The organism is Haliscomenobacter sp. (genome assembly GCF_033763495.1).
Classification (GTDB): Bacteria; Bacteroidota; Bacteroidia; order Chitinophagales; family Saprospiraceae; genus Haliscomenobacter.
Map to the genome: position 1 here is coordinate 1 of NZ_JANRKL010000072.1, position 18,816 is coordinate 18,816.

At 47.6% G+C, this 18,816-nt stretch carries 13 protein-coding genes, 1 pseudogene and 1 riboswitch; of the genes and pseudogenes, 5 read left to right on the forward strand and 9 right to left on the reverse strand.

The window, feature by feature from the left end; translation table 11 throughout:
- Window positions 1-119 precede the first annotated feature (119 nt).
- Together SFV55_RS08190 and SFV55_RS08195 are read right to left on the reverse strand one after the other, a co-directional pair.
- Window positions 120-2,804, reverse strand: coding sequence for an alpha-L-rhamnosidase (locus SFV55_RS08190; protein ID WP_320029001.1), 2,685 nt, complete (start codon window positions 2,802-2,804; stop codon window positions 120-122).
- Between the two features lie 319 nt (window positions 2,805-3,123).
- Window positions 3,124-3,810, reverse strand: a complete 687-nt coding sequence (locus tag SFV55_RS08195) for a carbohydrate-binding family 9-like protein (protein ID WP_320029002.1) — start codon at window positions 3,808-3,810, stop codon at window positions 3,124-3,126.
- Window positions 3,811-4,131: 321 nt separating this feature from the next.
- Between SFV55_RS08195 and SFV55_RS08200 the strand changes: the two genes are divergently transcribed.
- Both SFV55_RS08200 and SFV55_RS08205 read left to right on the forward strand, forming a co-directional pair.
- Window positions 4,132-5,277: a DEAD/DEAH box helicase gene (locus SFV55_RS08200; protein ID WP_320029003.1), complete on the forward strand. Its 1,146-nt coding sequence runs from the start codon at window positions 4,132-4,134 to the stop codon at window positions 5,275-5,277.
- Between the two features lie 378 nt (window positions 5,278-5,655).
- Entirely contained in the window at window positions 5,656-6,135 is a 480-nt protein-coding gene (locus tag SFV55_RS08205) for a nuclear transport factor 2 family protein (protein ID WP_320029004.1), read from the forward strand.
- Here SFV55_RS08205 and SFV55_RS08210 read toward each other — a convergent pair.
- From SFV55_RS08210 to SFV55_RS08220, 3 genes are all read right to left on the reverse strand, one after another.
- The gene (locus tag SFV55_RS08210; RefSeq protein WP_320029005.1) at window positions 6,132-7,172 is read right to left on the reverse strand and encodes a LacI family DNA-binding transcriptional regulator; all 1,041 of its coding nucleotides are present in this window, start codon (window positions 7,170-7,172) and stop codon (window positions 6,132-6,134) included. The genes SFV55_RS08205 and SFV55_RS08210 overlap by 4 nt on opposite strands.
- 284 nt (window positions 7,173-7,456) lie before the next feature.
- A complete protein-coding gene (locus tag SFV55_RS08215; protein ID WP_320029006.1) occupies window positions 7,457-10,414 on the reverse strand; it encodes a DEAD/DEAH box helicase in 2,958 nt (985 codons plus the stop codon).
- Between the two features lie 27 nt (window positions 10,415-10,441).
- The gene (locus SFV55_RS08220) at window positions 10,442-11,392 is read right to left on the reverse strand and encodes an NAD(P)-dependent oxidoreductase (RefSeq protein ID WP_320029007.1); all 951 of its coding nucleotides are present in this window, start codon (window positions 11,390-11,392) and stop codon (window positions 10,442-10,444) included.
- Between the two features lie 172 nt (window positions 11,393-11,564).
- Window positions 11,565-11,746, forward strand: a riboswitch (SAM riboswitch).
- Window positions 11,747-11,758: 12 nt separating this feature from the next.
- Between SFV55_RS08220 and metX the strand changes: the two genes are divergently transcribed.
- Both metX and SFV55_RS08230 read left to right on the forward strand, forming a co-directional pair.
- Window positions 11,759-12,865, forward strand: a complete 1,107-nt coding sequence (metX, locus tag SFV55_RS08225; protein WP_320029008.1) for a homoserine O-acetyltransferase MetX — start codon at window positions 11,759-11,761, stop codon at window positions 12,863-12,865.
- Window positions 12,866-13,005: 140 nt separating this feature from the next.
- Window positions 13,006-13,425 carry an OsmC family protein gene (locus SFV55_RS08230; RefSeq protein ID WP_320029009.1) on the forward strand — a complete coding sequence of 140 codons (420 nt, stop codon included), beginning with the start codon at window positions 13,006-13,008 and terminating at the stop codon, window positions 13,423-13,425.
- Window positions 13,426-13,483: 58 nt separating this feature from the next.
- On the opposite strand, the gene SFV55_RS08235 is transcribed toward SFV55_RS08230, so the two are convergent.
- Entirely contained in the window at window positions 13,484-15,709 is a 2,226-nt protein-coding gene (locus SFV55_RS08235) for a T9SS type A sorting domain-containing protein (protein ID WP_320029010.1), read from the reverse strand.
- A gap of 233 nt (window positions 15,710-15,942) precedes the next feature.
- Here SFV55_RS08235 and SFV55_RS30185 point away from each other — a divergent pair.
- Window positions 15,943-16,053, forward strand: a pseudogene (locus SFV55_RS30185) (short-chain dehydrogenase); the annotation flags it as partial.
- A gap of 171 nt (window positions 16,054-16,224) precedes the next feature.
- Here the strand turns inward: SFV55_RS30185 and SFV55_RS08240 are convergent.
- The 3 genes from SFV55_RS08240 to SFV55_RS08250 form a co-directional block, all read right to left on the reverse strand.
- Window positions 16,225-17,595 (reverse strand): Gfo/Idh/MocA family oxidoreductase, encoded by a 1,371-nt coding sequence (locus SFV55_RS08240; RefSeq protein ID WP_320029011.1) that lies wholly within the window; start codon window positions 17,593-17,595, stop codon window positions 16,225-16,227.
- 111 nt (window positions 17,596-17,706) lie between these two features.
- Complete coding sequence (locus SFV55_RS08245) at window positions 17,707-18,222, reverse strand: DUF2199 domain-containing protein (RefSeq protein ID WP_320029012.1); 516 nt, start codon at window positions 18,220-18,222, stop codon at window positions 17,707-17,709.
- Window positions 18,219-18,647, reverse strand: a complete 429-nt coding sequence (locus SFV55_RS08250) for a hypothetical protein (RefSeq protein ID WP_320029013.1) — start codon at window positions 18,645-18,647, stop codon at window positions 18,219-18,221. Before SFV55_RS08250 ends, SFV55_RS08245 begins: the two co-directional genes overlap by 4 nt.
- Window positions 18,648-18,816 lie beyond the last annotated feature (169 nt).

The following is an 18,816-nucleotide window of genomic DNA, read 5'->3' on the forward strand; positions in this document are numbered from 1 at the left end:
TGGTCTAAGTCGCTGCGGTAGCTCACTTCTAAACTCATGTACTCATGTATTCGGAATTCTGAACTCAAAAAAAGAAAATCATCAATTGCTTGAGAGTCAAATCACTTTAAATCTATTGATTATTTGATCAAATATACGTAAGACCCAGCTCGTAAATTTTGTACAAACCCATTTTTTCCCTCACTCACCAACACCTGTCCGCCACTCCACACCTTCTGCCCTGGCCCCAGCTCCAAACTCAAACTGGCACTGCTATTCGGTGGCACCACTACCTTGTAACTAACACCCTGAGCCGTCCTTTCCCAACTCGACACCAATTCTCCCTGAGGCGTTTTAAAACTGGCCTGAAAGCGATCCAAACCCTTCACAAAATGAGGATTGAGCAGTATGTTTTTAAAACCCGGAACTGCCGGGTCCGGCTTGATGCCCCCTAAGGCCTTGTAATACCAGGCCCCAATTTCACCAAACATGATGTGGTTCATGGAGATGTCCGATTGGGCGTCGATGGGCCAGTTTTCGTAGAGGGTGGTGGCGCCGTTTTTGATCCACCAACCCCAGGAGGGGAAATCTTCTTGTGCCGCGATTTGGTAAGCGAGGTCGGCGTAGCCATTGTCGCTGAGGGCGTTGAGGATGGTTTTGGTACCGAGCAAGCCTACGTCCAGGTGGGCGCCATCGGCTTTGACCCTTTGCGCCAGGTTGGCCGCTACTTTGGTCTGAAGTTCGGCGGGTACCACGCCCCAATGGAGTGGCGCACTCATTTCCGTTTGGGTGCCGTTGCCATAAACCCCGGTTTCCCGGTTCAGGTACTTGGCATTTATGGCATCCTTAATTTTGGTAGCCAGCGCTGAGTAGGTCGTATAATTCGCTTTTTTATTCAACAATTGAGCCGTTTTGGCCAGAATGGTTGCATCTACGTAGTAATAAATCGAAGAAGTCAGCTCAACCGGCGCTTTGGATTTGACGGGCACCCAATCACCCAGCCCCCAGGTAGTCAAATGCCCTTGACTGCGGTCACTGATGGCATCCACGTAACGTTTGATGTTGTCGTAACAATCCTCTAGCAGTTTGGAATCGCCGTAAAACAGGTATACGTTCCAGGGGATGATTGCGATGGTGCTCGTCCAGTCGGGGCCATTGCCCCATTCGTAACCCCAGCCGCTGGTAGGCACAATGGAGGGCAAAACGCCGTTGGGTTGTTGCTCATCGCGGTGGTCGGCCAGCCATTTTTCGTAAACGGTGATGCCATCAAAATTGTACAAGCCGGTTTCACTGGCAATGTGTGCATCTCCGGTCCAGCCGTTTTTCTCCCGCTGGGGGCAATCGGTGGGATAGCCAAAAAGGTTGGAAAGGTAGGAATTGTTGGTGGCAAACCAGATTTTGTCCAGGGTAGAACTACTTGATTGCACCTTTCCCAGCACAGGCAAGTCGCTGTGCATGAAATACCCCTTGAGGCTGTTTTCAGAAAGCGTGATGGCCTGATTGCTGCTCACTTCCACATACTGAAAGCCCTTGTAGTTGAAGCGGGGCATGAAGCGTTCTTCACCCCGGCCACTGAGGATAAAAATGTCAGTCTGGAAAGGATCGGTATTGTCGGTAGGTCGGTAATGAACGTCGATGTTCGACATGTCGGAGCGGCCCTCCGCGTTGAGGCGTTCGGTATGCCGGAGCCGAATCCGCGTACCTGCTGCACCGCTTACCCGAAGGCTGACCACCCCGGAAATGTTGCGGCCCAGGTCGTACAGATAAGTGGTGTCGTTGATTTTGCGCATGGATTTTGCCTTGATTTCCTCCACGTCGCGAATGGGGTGCATCACCTGGGCGACTAGGTTGGTGCTGGGGGCAGGACGCAAAATCACGGTTTTCCACTTGGCATCGTCAAAATTGGGTTGGTTCCAATTGGGCTGCTCCAGGCGCGCGTCGTAGTGCTCGGCGGTATAAATGCTGTTAAAAATAATTGGGCTAAGCGCCGTTTTCCAGTCTTTGCCCGAACTGATTGTTTCCACCGATCCATCGCTGTAAGTGATCCGCAAATCGAGGCAAAAAGTAGGCCGGTTGCGCCAGGGTGCTTCATGAAAAAACCACACCGCAGTGGATTGATGGTTGTACCAGCCATTGCCCAACAAAACCCCAATGGCATTTTTGCCCTTTTGGGCTTGTTTGGTCACATCGTGGGTCACGTACATGGTGCGCCGATCGAAGCGGGTATACATGGGGTCCAGGCGGTGATTGCCGATGGCCTGGCCATTGATCGACAATTCGTACAATCCTGCTACTGCGATGTAGGCACGTGCCGAGCGGATGCTTTTATTGGTATCAAAGGTTTTGCGGAAGTAAGGGGCTGGTTTGAGGTTGACATCGCGGGTATCCGAAATCCAGGCGCCCTTCCAGTTGCTGGCTTTTTGCATGCCCGTTTCAAAATTAGCGACTGCGGATACCGTTCGTTGGCCATCTATACCCCAGGAGGCTATGGCCCAGTAGTATTTGCTAAAGGCTTGCAGGGCTGGACCTGCATAGGTTAATAAGGTTGTGTTGGAAACCACCTTTAGCGAGTTCCATACCAAAGCCCTGCCCTGAAGCAGCCCCGAAGAATCGCTTCCCACCCAAATTTGGTAAGCTACTTGACCTGCCCCCTGAGCAGGGTCATCCAAACGCCAACTGAAACGCGGGCGAGCTGCATCTATGCCCAAGGGATTGACGAGGTACTCGCAGCGGAGTTCGACGGGTTTGGAGAAACATGGGGTTAGAGTTAGAATAAAGGATGCACAAAATGCGCAGAGAATTATACGAGCAGATGTAGGTTTCATAAACGATGGGAATTTTGACTTATTTGCCTTAGAAATCAAGGAATTGGTGCAGGCTCAACATTTTTTTACCACAGAGTTTCGCAGAGTACCCGCAGAGTTTCTCGGAGTTTAGGCCACCTTCGGTGGCTAAGATGACTCAGAGTAGCATTGATAAACAATAATGTAAAACAATCAAATTTTAATGGTGTCCGACCTCCAGCCACCGGAGGTGGCAAAAATCTGTGAAACTAAAAACTCTGAGAAACTCTGCGTGTACTCTGCGAAACTCTGCGGTAAAAACGTCCCTTAATTCAGCACACACCTATAAATAAAGGGATGTTTAACGCGGAAGAATATTAAGCAATCCAAAACGACGTGGCCGATGAAAAGCCGGAGTTTTGCCACTCATCGTAGGACTCCAGCAGAGGAACGCGCAATTGTCTACATTGCATTTCCAGTTTTTTTCCTGGGGCTTTTGTTTGGCTACAATGCGGTAAAAATTGATGCGGTACTGTGAGGATTTTTCCGGCGAGATCAAGCCCCAGGGAATCGACAAAGTGCCCGACCAGGTTTGTTGCCCTTTAGTGGCCTGGTGTAGGATCTTACTGCTGGCAGGGTCGATTAGCTCTCCCTTCATGTCACTTTTTTCCCCCAGGGACGGATACGAAATTTTACCCACCCAAATGGCATTATTGGGGTTGATTTCGAGTTCAAGGTACTGGGCCGGGTCGGCTGTACCGGAGGCGATAAACACCTCAAATACTTCCTGATTGTAAAGGGGCTGGTTGTGCTCCAGGTAAGTATTTTGAGCTACGTACTCATCTTTTTCACACAAAAAAGCGACGTGCAAGTAGTCCTCATCCGCTTTTAGCTGTACGGATGTTGGAAAATCGGCGGCGCTGCCATCCGTGGAGTGAAAAAAAGTGGAAGACTCCAGGGCAGTCCATTGGCTGGCCTGGATTTGGATGCTTTTGGTGTTTTGTTCGTGCATGTGGATAGAAAATAGCAGTAGGAAAAGGTGTAGCATAGATTTTTGACTTAGCCTGTGCTAACAAATATAATTAGGGATGGCGGATTTTAAAGGTAAAAAACAAAAACCTGCACGGTACGGTATAAAACTGTACCTTTGTAGTGATTTTGAAATACTTGATGTTGATTTGTAGCTCAAGATACGGAAGAGCCACTGTTACATTTGTTTTTCCGGCTCGGTATTTTTGCCTTGCTCACCTTGTGATTCATTCAATTTCAGGAAATTACGGTACACACTGGAGAAAGTCTATCTTTCCCCTAACTGTACTATTATTGCTACTGAGACAACAGATACCAAGGTAGCAGCTAACATCACCACATGACTTTTAAGGATTTAAATTTGATTGACCCCATCTTGCGCGCGCTTGAGACCGAAGGGTATTCTACCCCAACCCCCATCCAACAACAAGCCATTCCTCTGCTTTTAAAAGGAAAAGACCTACTGGGTTGTGCACAAACTGGAACCGGCAAAACAGCAGCATTCGCCATTCCCATCCTGCAGTTGTTGCACAATGAAGTCGTTCCAACGATTGGTCCACGCCAAATCAGAGCTTTGATACTCACTCCAACCCGGGAGTTGGCCATTCAAATCAACGATAGTTTCAGTGCTTACGGGCGACACACCAACTTGCGTCACGGGGTAATTTTTGGCGGCGTCAAACAGATGAAACAAGTAGAAAACATTCGCCGGGGTCTGGACATCTTGATCGCAACGCCCGGGCGTTTACTGGACCTGATGAACCAAAAACTGGTCAGCTTACAATACCTCAACACCTTTGTATTGGATGAGGCTGACCGCATGTTGGACATGGGTTTTGTACACGATGTAAAACGCGTCATTAGCAAATTGCCCGAGCGTCGGCAATCCTTGTTTTTTTCAGCGACCATGCCTCCGGAAATTCAAAAACTGGCCAGTACCATCCTTTACAACCCCGCTAAAGTGGAAGTAACTCCCGTGTCCTCCACCACAGAAACCGTAGAGCAACTGGTTTATTTTGTGGAAAAAAGGGACAAACGCGCCCTCTTGATCGAATTGCTCCGACAATCGAAGATCAAGTCGGTATTGGTCTTTACCCGCACCAAACACGGCGCCGATAAAATCAATCGCGACATTGTCAAGGCCGGAATCCGCTCAAACGCCATCCACGGCAACAAATCTCAGAATGCCCGCCAGAGTGCGCTAACCGGATTTAAAGAAGGTAAAATTCGGGTGCTCGTGGCAACTGACATTGCGGCCCGGGGCATCGATGTGGACAACCTCAGCCACGTCATCAACTACGATTTGCCCAATATTCCAGAAACCTACGTACACCGGATTGGTCGTACCGGGCGAGCAGGAGCCAGTGGAATTGCCTTGTCTTTCTGTGATAGTGAAGAAAAAGCCTATTTGCGGGATATCAATCGGCTTATTGCCAAAAATATTCCTACTGTAACCTATGCTCCAAATATGGAATTGAGGTTTTAAAAACCAGTAAACCCCAAAGACAAAATCCCTAATTTTCTGAAAACATGCTTTTTATGAAAATTAGGGCTTTTTTTATTGTTCCATTTTTTAGCAAATTTGTACTTTTCAACACGATATCCATGCCCCATTTTTGTAGCATAAATAATCATCTACGGCAATGATTACTGGGACTCAAACAAAACTCTACTAGGCTTTAAGCTCGTTTTACCTTTCACATTATTCAAAGACCATAAGCACAAAGAACCAATGCAGCATTAGTGGGGCTCGTCAAGATTTGGCGAGGTGTTGATTTATTGCTGCTCCCCTATTGTTCTTTGTGCTTAACGACCACTGATTGAGGAAATTGATGTACATTTCGCGGTACTAACACTTAGCGTCATGTCCAAACATCCAAATCACCTGCTTATCGAACAGTTCTACACCTGCTTCCAAAACAAAGACTACGCGGGCATGCAAGCCTGCTACAGCGATAATGCCACATTTAACGACGAGGCATTTCAGAACCTGGATGCCGCTCAGGTACGTGCCATGTGGGAAATGCTGATCAGGAATGGCAAGGATTTACAGTTGGAATTCCGGGATGTTAGCGCAGATGAGCACAGTGGGTCTGCTTATTGGGAGGCCCACTACACCCTCTCCGCCACTGGGCGCAAAGTGCTCAATAAAATCAGTGCCAGTTTTGAATTTGAAAACGGCAAAATCAAAAAACACGTCGATCGTTTTGATTTTTATGGCTGGGCCAGACAAGCTTTTGGTTTTACAGGCATGCTTCTGGGTTGGACGCCCTATTTTCGCAAAAAAGTCAACAGCACGGCAATGGGTAACCTGGCCAGGTTTATGCAACACAAATCTGCTTAGTGACTGGGCACCAAAACGCCCGATGATTGCCGTACCACTAAATCAGAACGCAACAAAATGGTTTGGGTCAACATGATATCACCTGCACCACTCAAGTGATTGATCAGGCTACGGGCTGCCAATTCACCCATTTCATGCCCTGGGTAATGGATGGTGGTCAGATTGGGCTCTACAATTCTGCTGACCGGGTCATCATTGAAGCCAACTACCGCGATGTCTTCTGGTACCCGAATGCCCTGGGCTTTCAGGCCGATGACACAACCTGCAGCACAGTTGTCGTTGACCACAAATACGGCATCGGGCCGATTAGGCTGGGCCAGCAGGTATTTGGCGGCCTCCATTCCTGATTCGGTGCTTAAGTCGGCCAGGCGGATCAAGCTTTTGTCCAAAGCAATACCAAACTCAGCGAGTGCCATGGCATAGCCCTGAAAGCGCTCCTTGTAGATGCTCTGCGTGTTGGATACGGTAATGTGGCCAATCCGCCGCCGCCCCTGGCTCAGCAAATGTCTGGTAGCTTCGTATGCAGCCTGAACGTTGTTGATGCGGATATTGGTGAAGGAACTGTTTTCAGGACTGCGGTCAAAAAAGATGACGGGGATGTTTTTTCGGGCAAATTTATCAAAAGGTTCCAGATTATTGGTCAAGTAAGAGAGGGACACCAATAGGCCATCTACCCGGTTGTTAAACATAGTGCGGACGTTGATGGCTTCTCTTTCGGGAGATTCAGAAGATTGGCTGATGATCAGGTTGTACCCGGCCTGGTTGGCCACGTTTTCGATGCCTGCAATCACCGAGGCCATAAAGTAGCTATTGAGCCTGGGAATGATTACCCCAATGGTATTGGTATGCTGCTGGCGCAGGCTACGAGCAAACTGATTGGCCTGGTAGCCGTGTTTTTCAGCCAAGTCAAAGACTCTTTTTTTGGTTTTGTCGCTCACCACCGGATCGTTCCTCAAGGCCCGGCTCACTGTCGCTACGGAAATATCAAGCTGGGCCGCAATATCGTAGATGGTTACATCCTTTTTTGTCTTGCTCATAACACGCAGGAACATTTGTAGTCTGGCGCTAAGATCAATAGCTCTACATTCCCTGTGGCGTATAAAGCATAAATGATTGAAAAACAATAAAATGGGTGATTTTAAGTGCCTTTCTTCTTAGCTAAAACAAAGGTAGTCAAAAAATTGTGAAAATAAATCAATGCAAGCACTTGCACTGCGGTGCCTTGGTGGAGATTTTTATGGGTTGGAAAGGGAAGTAAAATAAAGCCCTGCGGAGCAGGATGCTTGTTAACCACCTACAGGTTCACCTAATTTAGGTTTCGTCACTCCAACAAAAACTCAATATCCCCTCTTGAGAACTCCGCCCGATTCACATTCTCAATGATATCCTCCGCCAGCTTTGATTTTTTATCCTGCAACTTCAGGATTTTCTCCTCGATACTATCTTTGGTGATGAACTTGATGGCGATCACGTTTTTGTCCTGCCCGATGCGGTGGGCGCGGGCTATGGCCTGTTGTTCGGTGGTGGGGTTCCACCAGGGATCGAGGATGAAGACGTAGTCGGCGGCGGTGAGGTTCAGGCCGGTGCCGCCAGATTTGATGGAAATCAGGAAAGATTGCACCTCGGGGTTCGCCTCAAATTTTTTGATTTCTTCCACCCGTTTGTTCGCGGTCAGGTCGCCGGTAAGCCAGGAAAACTGCTGTTTGCGTTGTTCAAATTCCTCGCGAAAAAGGCTGAGGTATTGGACGAAGGAACTAAAAAACAGCGCCTTGTGGTTACTGCGGCGAATGGTATCCCATTGCTCCAGAATGTCGTTGAACTTGCCACTTTCTTTGGTGTATTCCTCCGAAACCAGGCGTGGGTGGTTCACCAATTGGCGCAGTTTCGTCAGCGATTGCAGCACCAAAATGCGGTACTGTGGGCTGTTCGCGTCGTAGTTTTCCAACAAGAAATTCCGGGCTGCGCTTTTTTCCCGCTCGTACAATTTCTTCTGCTCCGGGGTCATTTCGGAGTAGAAAACCTGGGTAGTGAGTGGCGGCAAATCCTTGGCTACCTCCTCCTTGGTGCGTCGCAACATATACGGAGCAACCAGGTTGCGCAGGCGGAGTTTTTTGTCCTCTACCTGATGCCGTTCAATCGGGGTGATGAATTCCCGTTTGAAAAAAGAATAATTGCCCAATAAATCCGGGTTGATGAACTGCATTTGGGCCCAGAGGTCACTCAGGGAGTTTTCAATCGGGGTACCAGAAAGCGAAACCCGGTGTTTGCCCCGCAAATCGTGAACCGACTGGAAGATTTTGCTCTCCCGGTTTTTGATCTGTTGGCTTTCATCCAGGATGATGTATTCAAACTCCATTTGCGCCAACAACTCTTCGTCGCGCAGGGCAGTTTGGTAGGTAGTCAAAATCACATCAAAACGCCGCAGCAAGCGGATATCGGTGTAGCGCCGCTGGCCTACATGTTTGTAAATGCTGAGGGTGGGGGCGAATTTTTTGATCTCGGCTTCCCAGTTGAACACCAAAGAGGCGGGTAGTACAATCAGGGCGTTGAGCGCTTGCAAAAACTCCTCATCGCCGGCGCTGGTGGCAAACAAATCCAGTTGATTGCCAGTTGCTGCAGGATCTGGGGCGGCGGCTTTTTGTTCCTTGGCATACAGGAGCACCGAAATGGTTTGTAAAGTTTTGCCCAAACCCATGTCATCGGCCAAACAAGCCCCCAGACCGTTGCGGTACAATTTGATCAACCAGCGCACCCCTTCGAGTTGGTAGGGGCGCAGATCGGCTTTGAGCTTTTTGCCAGGCACATAATCAGCGAGGTCGGTAGCCTCCTCTTCAGTACCTGATTTTTGGGCGATGCCCAACTCATCCACCAGGGTATATTGGCTTTTGTTGAGGCGCAGGGCATTGCCTTCTTTGCGGGCAAATTGCATCAAGGCGCGGAATTTTTCCATCCACTCCAGGGGGATGATGAAAAACTCGCCGTTGGGCAGGGGGTAAAAGCGGTTTTCTTCGCGGATGTTGCGGGCCAAGGCCAGGAAAGGGATGTTGAATTCACCTATCTGGATGTCACCGTATATGTCGAACCAGTCATTGATGCGTTCGGAGTGGAGACTCAATTGTGCATTGGCCAGGTAGACCTTTTTTTCCTCCAATTGAACAGGGACGACTTTGAAACCCAGTTTGTTCAGTTCCTCCCGATGGGTGAGCAACCAATCGAGCAAGTGAAAAGGGTCTGCGCTTTTATCTGGTACGGTAAAATAAGAGGCCTCAGGATTGTGCAGGCCCAGCTTTTTGATGGCTGTAACAAACTTTTTCTCCTGCTCCAGGTTGCGGCGCACCTGGTTGATGCGCACATCGTTTTCGCCAAATTCCAGACTGGTGCGCTTGTTTCGCCTGTCGTTCCAGTTGAAGCTGGCCTGCGCAGGATAAATCATGTGCATGGAGAACACCCATTCCCCATTGAATACGCTGGGTACCAGTTCCAGTTGGCAGGCTTTGAGCTCATCCCAAACTACCACGTCGAAACCTTCGGCTTCGATGTCAACCTTGGCGGCTACTTTGAGGATGAATTTTTGGAAGTAGGTTTTGACCGAATTGGCGGGGATGAAGACCTCGTCGCGCTTTTGGAAAGGTTTGACCATGTTGCCGTTGATTTCGGCAACCTTGCACAAGCGGTAATCGATGAACAACCACGCAGATTGATTGGTTATCGGGATGACTTCTTTTGCGCTGACCACCCAGGGCTCCCCCTCACCTTCACTCAAACGAAGGCGATATTGGACATTGTCCTGGTTTTTTTTAAAATAAAGATGCACGTCCAACTCAGCACCCTTCTCCGGCAACTGCATCACAAAGTCCTTCACCAGGCCCCGGCGATCCACATTCCAGGTCAAATGCAAGCGGTGTTCAACCACCTGGCTCAACAATTCATCCAGCTTACGGTGTACAAAGAGGGAGATGGCGCTTTGGATGTCTTTGTCGGCCCAAAGTTCTTCCAGCGGCTTGATCTTTTTTTTGGGCGGGCTGTATTTTTTTTCCAGATTTTTGGGCTGCAACTCTTCAATGATGGCAAACAATTTGCTTCGAACGGCATCCAACTCCAGTTTAAAAGCCCCAATGGTGTCGTCCAGGGCTTTTTGCCGGATGTGCGCCAAAAGGTTGCTTTGATCCACACTTACGATGTAAGCATTGGGCAAATAGAGCCCTTCCGCTACTTCCATGAGGTTGTAGACCACCTCGTGTTTGCCTTGTATTTCTGCAGTATTTGAAAACAATTGCATCCTCATCAATCAATGTAACTATTCCAATCAACAAAATAAGTGTTCAATTTTTTGTGCCAAAACCCTGGCATGGCCTTCGTTGGACTCTACGGAACTTCCACCCAAATGGGGTGTCAGCACGACATTGTCAGCCTTGCGTAGATACTGAAATGGTTCAGGAAGCTCCATTGGTTTGAGGTTTTCAAAAGATTGCTCTTCGTACTCAAATACGTCTAAAGCCGCCCCCAGCACCTTCCCGGATTGAAGGTTTTGTACCAAATCCACTGTATTCAACACCGTCCCCCGGGCAGTGTTGACCAGGAAAATGTTTTTTTGAAAGCGCTGCAAAAAAGTGTGGTCGACGAAATGGTAATTTTCGGGCAGATAAGGAATGTGCAAGGTGACAATATCGGCTTCCGCCCAGATTTGTTCCAGCGCAACTTCCTCTACCAGTTCGTCAGCGTAGTGGGTCTTAAATTTATCGTAAGCGATCAGGCGGGCACCAAAACCGCGTATTTTTTGGGCAAAAGCAGAACCCATGTTGCCATAACCAATGATACCGATGGTTTTCCCCTTGATTTCGATGCCCCGGTTGGCGGCCCGAACCCATTGTCCATCACGAATCTGGCGATCGGCGAGCCCCAAATTGTTCATCAACATCAAGAGCATACCAATGGCATGTTCAGCTACCGTATCCCGGCTTCCTTCCGGTGAAGGGATCACTTTTATCCCCCGTTTTTCAGCCCATTCCACATCAATGTGCTCCAATCCGACCCCGCTGCGCGCAATAAATGCTAAATTTTTGGCCCGATTGATGAACTCTGCATCTATACGCAAACGACTGCGCAGGACCAATCCAAAACAATCGGATAATTGGGGTAAAAGTTCTTCCTTGGAGGTATTGTAATGGGCTTCACATTCAAAACCCAATTCGCTAAGGCGTTGAAAAAGAAAAGGATGGGTGTTGTCTATAAAGATGACCCTTCTTTTTTTACTCATGTATCAGATCCTTCAATTTTCAGACAAAATGTAAATATGCAGCGTCTTGCGCAATTGTGCAAGCAAAGCAGGACAACTAACAATTATTTAATCTATTTCTAGACCACTATTTGATTTTTCCCCATCTCACCATAACTTTGCCCTCCTGATCACTTCTTTTACGTAAGGCGTGATTTTATACAGAAGAGGGGAGAGAACGGGCTCGATGAACCTCTGGCAACCATGCAATACTAAAGACGAAAGATGAGAGATGAAAGATGAAAAGGAAAGCACTGTGCTTTTCTATCTTTCATCTCTCATCTTTCATCTATTAGGCAACGGTGCCAAATCCCGCCATTAATGGGCATATAAAATCGCTTAGAGTCAATGGCTGAATCACCCAAACTTTGGAAGCTTGCACAAGCCTTCCATTTGGAATGTGGCACTACGTTGCCGGAAATCGAAATCGCATACCATACCTATGGTCAACTTTCACCTGCTGGAGACAATGTCGTGTGGGTTTGCCACGCCTTGACGGGTAATTCCGAGGCAGCGGATTGGTGGGATGGCTTGGTAGGCGTGGGCAAACTTTTTGACCCTGAAACTTACTTCATCGTTTGTGCCAATATCCTGGGCTCTTGTTATGGGAGTACCGGGCCTTTGAGCATCAATCCTGCCAACGGCAAGGCTTACGGGCATAGTTTTCCCCTGATTACCGTACGGGATATGGTGGCAGCGCATGAATTGCTAAGGGAAGAATTGGGCATCCAAAAAATCCACGTCGCCTTGGGCGGTTCCATGGGAGGGCAACAAGTGCTAGAATGGGGTATTCAAAAGCCGGATTTGTTTGATCACCTGGTGCTTTTGGCTACCAACGCCCAACATTCGCCCTGGGGTATTGCTTTCAATGAATCCCAACGGATGGCAATTTATGCGGACAGTACCCTGCTGGAAGAAAACAATCCCGAAGCGGGTAAAAAAGGGCTGGAAACTGCGCGTTCCATTGCCATGTTGTCTTACCGCAGTTACGATACCTATCAGCTGTCACAAACAGATGATGCCGATAAACTGGAAGATTTTCGGGCAAGTTCTTATCAACGTTACCAAGGCTTAAAACTTTGGCGGCGTTTTAATGTTTTCTCTTACCTGACCTTGAGTCGCGCAATGGACAGCCATAACGTGGGCCGGGGTCGGGGCGGAGTGGAAAAAGCGCTCCAGGCGGTAAAAGCAAAAACACTGGTGATCGGCATTGCTACCGATATCCTGTTTCCGATTCGGGAGCAGGAACAAATTGCCAAAGGGATTCCCGGTGCACAGTATACCGTTTTGGAAAGTATTTATGGCCACGATGGTTTTTTGGTTGAATTTCAACGCATTGAATCCTTGATCCGCCTTTTTTTATTCTCCCCGGAAGCTAAAGTAGACGCCAGCCCCAGGCCTTCACAGGCATGGACGGTATCGAATGTGGCGCTGCCGGGGTCGGAAAAATTCTAATAAAGTTTAGGAAGGTTGAGGGAGGTTGAGAAGGTTGAGGCTGCCGCGAGCGATTTGGACAATGTCATTGTCTAAGTCGCTCGCGGTAGCCACAACCTTCTCAACCTTCTCCACCTCCCTCAACCTTTTAATCCAAACAAATGCTCATTCAACTCGAACGTCTCGACGATGCCTTCAACCTGAAGGCGACCAATGAACAAGGAAATTCCGTAGAAACCGACGCCGCACCCGCCATTGGTGGCGGAGGCAAGGGTATGCGCCCCATGGAAATGCTACTCAGTAGTTTGGGAGCGTGTAGCTCCATCGATGTAATTGATATCCTGCGCAAAATGCGCCAGCCGCTCAACGACATCAAAGTGACCCTGAATGGGGAACGTGAAAAAGACAAAACACCTTCACTCTTTACAGATATCCATGTAACGTTTAACCTGTATGGTGATCTGGATTTAGACAAAGCCAAAAGGGCCGTAGATATGTCGATGGAAAAATATTGCTCGGTGGCGAAGATTTTGGAAAAAACGGCAAAGATTACCTGGGAGACAAATGTACTGGAAGGCTGAACAGGCAACAACGCCAGGGCTAAAACATTAAATTCTAGCCCAAGCTTTGTTACCTAGTTTATTCAAGTGCCAGTTTCACAAATCCATTGCGCCCGTCCTTATTGCGCAGGCGTAGGATAAACATACCTCTGGGTAAAAAACTCAAATCAAGCGCTTCATTGTCACTCACCATCTGTTGGCTCTTTAATCGCCGCCCAGCCAAATCGAATAATTCTAATTGACAACCCAGTGCTCCTTGAATGTTGACCACCCCGTGGCTTGGATTTGGAAAAATAGCTATTTTCAGTGGCGTAGGTACAGGTTCGCTGGAATTGGTAAGCAAGGGAGTTTCTGCACAACTGTATTGAGAATAATTCAATTTTTGTTTTATGCTCCAATCCTCGAAGTAATCCAGCTTTTCCTGTAAGGTAGCCCACACAATTTTTCCTTGTTTGACATAAGTGCTGAGAGAATCTATCAGCCAACTGATTTTTTGCAGGTAAGCCGCAGAAAAATCCCGCTGATTGGTCATGATCGTCATGGAGTAAAATTTGTTTGCAGGCATTTTTCCGGTTTCAATAGCACGCATTACATTTTTGATGTTTTGCAAAATGCTATCAGGATTGGTATTGGCAAAAAGTACATTGGAGCAACCATTGCCAATGAACCAGGCACTGTTTTTGGGTTCATGTGTACCGAAATTGGCCTTATCTTTTGGTTTCCAAATGCCATAGTTTTGAAGGTCATCACTTTGGTGACCAAATGAAGCTGCCCCCCAAAGAATCTCTGCTTGCCAGCTGGTATTGGGATACACCACTCCCTTAACCGGACTCAGGTATTTTTCCCAGTCCGCATTTTGGGCAGGAGAGGCGATGAATCCGCCCACAGTTTTGGAGTCACTCACGCCAATAGTGCCTAACAAATAAGCTACGTCAGCAATATTTTGATTGTAACCTAGCCCGGTCTTTTGCCGAGGGTCTACGTCAATTTGCTGGGCGTTGTGAATACTTTCAAGTACATCCATACTGCTGTTGACTGCATTTTCCCATTTGATTACCCCCATGAGGTATTTGGGTGAGGTTTGAAGGTTCCAGCTTGCATTTTTGTTAATGACGGCGCTCGCAAATTCTCGCACCAAACTGGTACTTGTATTAAAATCGGCCTGATTTTTTTCATATTCTAACTTGTCCGTAGGCTCATTGTGGGTGACGAAATTGAGGTAAATGGGGACCGTAGTACTCGCAACAGGATTAACCGTAGTGGTCATGAGCCTGGCCGACGAAGTAGTGAAGTCCTTTCCAGTTTTGCCTAAGAAGGCTTCTACCAATTTCGAAAAATCAACAATCTGCGGATTTTGCCAGTTTTCATCGTATTGTGTGTAAATCAATCTGGAAATAGACTTGTTCTCCGCTTCTTTCACGGCTTGGGCGGTTTGGAACACTGCACGTTCATGGGCTCCCCAGGTTTGGTAACTGTAATTGCCAAAAGTAAAATTCTTGAAACGAGTATCGAATTGTTGCATGAAAGCAGCGCTGGTAGATGGGCCATCCAGATTACGAAAAGAAGTGGATCCATCATTTTTGACCTCGATCAAGGAAGTTTTGCCACTTTGAGAATGGCTGCAAACAATGAATTTTCCATCCGCATTGGGCGCGGTGTGCCCTGCCCCATTCCAGTCTGTGAGTAATTTAAAGCCGGTACCATCCAGGTTGATGCTTGCCACCGCAGCACCAGTTTCGCCACTGCTTCGCAGGGTGTTGAACATGATTTTGCTCCCATCAGCATAAGGAAAGGCATCCGCCCCAATGGAAGTACCTGGGCAACGGGTGCGATCGGTAATGCGATCGATTTGTTTTACTTTAGGAGTCGATGTACTTAAATCGAGGTTGAGTTTGTAAATATCCTGCAAACTCTGGGTTGTGTGCGTCAACAACAATTCCGAATTGTTCAACCATTCCGGAAAACGCCCGTTCCGGTAAACAGAGGCGATGCTTCCACTGGCAAGGTGAATTAGAATGATTTCGTGTACATTCCCTTGTAATCGGTCTGCGGCAACCCATTGTAAATCGGGAGATAAGGATGGAAAATATTCTCCTTCATTTGGCGTATTGGTCAGGCGTTTTATGGCTGAAACCTTGGCCTGCTCGGGATTGAACCGGGCACAATAAATATCTGCACCACTAATGTCCAAACGATTGGCCCCCCCAGAATTATCCAGGTTGGCAGCAAAAGTTACCATCAATTCTTGAGTGAAGAGCATTGGGGCGCCCAGCAAAAGGGCCAGGATTGTTATCAGTGTTTTCATGGCTAAGGTGTTTTTTTTAGATAAGGCTATCTGAGAATGTTTGTACTGAGTATGAAGTATTTTTTTATATGCGCTATTGAAGAATTGTTGATTTTGATCTTAAATTGTTAAGTTTCTTATCTAGCGTCTAAAACCCTTAAATTGCAACAATATATTGTTAAACACCCAGCATTGGGACAGTACATACGATACTCTACTTTTTTTGAGCATACTATGCCTGTGCAATACACATCAATGCGGCCCTGAATGCTCAAGTTGCCTTGCTAACTGCGCTGGGCAGAATTGGTTTGCCAGAAGACATTGGTGGAGTGGTGGCTTTTCTGTGTACAGAAGATGCGCGTTGAATCAATGCGCAGAGGATTGAGTTGTTGAAGGGATGATGTTGTAGGCTAAGCCTCATGTCTAACCTGAGGTGCCCCTTTGGTGCCTTTGGTTTCTAAGGTGGTGAAGAACATTTATTTTAACACCTTAGAAACCAAAGGCACCTTGGATGCACCTTAGTAGTCAAAGCTAATTTACACTTTACTTGGATCAGGATGCACCCAAGGCTTCCGATACGGCCTTGCCAACAATGCCGTTGCTTCCTTATCCCCCACTACAATCCGTTTTTTGGGATCGTAAGTGAGTTTCCGTCCGGTTTCCATGGCAATATTGGCCAGGATACAACTCGCCGTAGAAATATGTCCTTCTTCAATATCGGCTACCGGGCGACTCTTTTTATCAATGGCTTCCAGGAAGTTGAGCATGTGCAGGCGAGTTGCCGGGGCAGCATTCAATTCAATGCGCTCCTCAGTCAGGTCTTCCGGGTATTTTTCTTTTTCGTAGACAACATCCTTGTGAATTTTTGGAGCTTTATCATCTACCGGGATAAAATCGTAGCGCATGGTACTGGCAATCAAAGTTCCTTTTTCCCCATACAGCGTGAATGACCAGGGATACTCTGGGTTGGGTGGCGTGCCCCAGGTGCGGTGCTGCCATACGCAGTCGAGTTCATCAAATTTGAAAATGGCAGTTTGCGTATCGGCGATATTGGATTTGCCTTCTTTTTGTACCAAAATCCCCCCGCTGGATTCAATGGAGTTTGGCCAGCCCAATTTGAGCATCCAGCGCACGGTGTCTAGCATGTGTACACACATATCCCCCATGATGCCGTTGCCGTATTCCTTGAAGGTGCGCCACCAACGGATGTGTGGCAGGCCGTCGTAGGGGCGTAGGGGTGCAGGCCCAGTCCACATTTCATAGTCCAAAAAGTCGGGGACGGGTTGTACGGGTGGGTTGCCGTTGTTGCGCATGTGGAAGTAGCAGCACATTTCAACGTGAGAAACCTTGCCGAGCAGGCCAGCGTCGACGATGTTGGTTTTGGCATCGATCAGATGGGGGGTACTTTTGCGCTGGGTACCTACCTGGACAACTTTGTTGTATTTGCGGGCAGCGGCCAGCATGGCTTCCCCTTCCAGTACGTCGACACTGATTGGTTTTTGCACATACACATTTGCGCCAGCTTTAACGGCTTCGATGGTTTGTAAGGCGTGCCAATGGTCGGGTGTACCAATGAGGACAATGTCCATCTGGTTTTCGGAGAGCATTTTGCGGTAATCGCCATACAACTTGGGCACTTTGCCCGATTTTTGGCGTTGACTCACCAGTTGCCCGGCTGCAGTCAGCATGTTTTTGTCTACATCACACAGCGCAACCACATCCACGGGTGCCACTTGAATGAGACGGAATAAGTCACTTTTTCCATACCAGCCAGTGCCAATCAAGCCCACCTTCAGGGGTGCGGCAGGGTTGATCAGGTCGATGCCATATAAGCCCAAGGTGTTGAGAGCTAAGGCGGCAGTGGCACCTTTTAAAAACCGGCGGCGATTGATGTTGAAACTTTCCATGTAGGTGTAGGATTGAGGGTTGAAACCAGAAATAGTTTGCGATCAATTGAGAGAGGTAAAGTAGGGAAAAATTTGGCGATTGTGAAGCAGGGGTGGGAAAAAATGAGCGATTTAATTGGGATTTTGACCACGATTGAATAGCATTTGAATGCGCAGCTCGGCTTCAGCCTTCGTAATGCCAGCGTAATAGTCTTGAACAAAAGGGTGGTCAAAATCGGGACGAGGTACAATTTCCGGGCGTTGGCCATCTGGACGGGTCTGGACAAGGCAGGGAATATAATCCTTAAAAGTATAATCGGGTAGCTTGTTGCTCAACCAGCCAAAGTATTCGACTTGGTGGTTTGGGTTCTCAAAATTGTCGTTGTAATCGTTGAAACTTTTTTCGCTCAAACTTACCCAAATGCCGTATTCCAAATCTGAACAATGGTCATTGACTTTTTGAGTCATCACGACTCGAATGAAGCGATCCGTTTGATCGGGGTATTCAATGACGCAGAAATCGCTGTTTAAAAAGGCTATATTTTCTTTTTCTTCAGCGGAAAGATGGACGTAGCTGTCGGGCGCGCGGAAGACGAGGGCTGGCCAGGAATCGTGGGTTTCGCCGCAGGAGGGGCAGGTGTAGGTCATTGTATAGGTGGAGTTGGGGCATTGTTGGCGGTGTCCTCAGAAGAAAGCCCCTCTTGTTCCAGCAGTAACGCTTCGCTAACGCCATCAATAAACTCGGATTCTACATGCAGAATTTCGATGATGAAATTATAATCTAAACCCTTGAGGAGCATTTCTCGTGTGGTTTGTATAAGCATTTCCTCTCGTCCTTCTAAGCGTCCCTCTTCTCGACCTAGTTCAATTCCTTTTGCAACCCCTTCTTCAACAATCAAATCATAAGTACTCATGGCATTTTTGTTTATGCTTGGAGGCAAAGCCTTAATGAATTTTTGAACCTTTTCTCTTGCAATGTCGGCATTTCTGAAAAAATATGCAAGAATGGAAATTTGAAAATCGGAATATTGGTTGTCCTCTAAATAGCGTGAGACGATTTGATTATCAGTCAATTGGCAATTTTCTTATTTTATTGAGTTCCGAGTTAAGAATACATGACTTTTTGAAGTGAGCTACCGCAGCATCTTTGACCAAGGCTGTGTCCAAGCCGCTGCGGTAGCTCACTTCTAAACTCGTAAGTCATGTATTCTGCACTCGTCACTCGAAAAAACCTTTTGATGT

Bases quoted from the DNA above. Each gene is read 5' to 3' on its own strand.
- SFV55_RS08190 (WP_320029001.1), bottom strand. From the start codon at position 2,804: ATGAAACCTACATCTGCTCGTATAATTCTCTGCGCATTTTGTGCATCC.
- SFV55_RS08195 (WP_320029002.1), bottom strand. From the start codon at position 3,810: ATGCTACACCTTTTCCTACTGCTATTTTCTATCCACATGCACGAACAA.
- SFV55_RS08200 (WP_320029003.1), top strand. From the start codon at position 4,132: ATGACTTTTAAGGATTTAAATTTGATTGACCCCATCTTGCGCGCGCTT.
- SFV55_RS08205 (WP_320029004.1), top strand. From the start codon at position 5,656: ATGTCCAAACATCCAAATCACCTGCTTATCGAACAGTTCTACACCTGC.
- SFV55_RS08210 (WP_320029005.1), bottom strand. From the start codon at position 7,172: ATGAGCAAGACAAAAAAGGATGTAACCATCTACGATATTGCGGCCCAG.
- SFV55_RS08215 (WP_320029006.1), bottom strand. From the start codon at position 10,414: ATGCAATTGTTTTCAAATACTGCAGAAATACAAGGCAAACACGAGGTG.
- SFV55_RS08220 (WP_320029007.1), bottom strand. From the start codon at position 11,392: ATGAGTAAAAAAAGAAGGGTCATCTTTATAGACAACACCCATCCTTTT.
- metX (WP_320029008.1), top strand. From the start codon at position 11,759: ATGGCTGAATCACCCAAACTTTGGAAGCTTGCACAAGCCTTCCATTTG.
- SFV55_RS08230 (WP_320029009.1), top strand. From the start codon at position 13,006: ATGCTCATTCAACTCGAACGTCTCGACGATGCCTTCAACCTGAAGGCG.
- SFV55_RS08235 (WP_320029010.1), bottom strand. From the start codon at position 15,709: ATGAAAACACTGATAACAATCCTGGCCCTTTTGCTGGGCGCCCCAATG.
- SFV55_RS08240 (WP_320029011.1), bottom strand. From the start codon at position 17,595: ATGGAAAGTTTCAACATCAATCGCCGCCGGTTTTTAAAAGGTGCCACT.
- SFV55_RS08245 (WP_320029012.1), bottom strand. From the start codon at position 18,222: ATGACCTACACCTGCCCCTCCTGCGGCGAAACCCACGATTCCTGGCCA.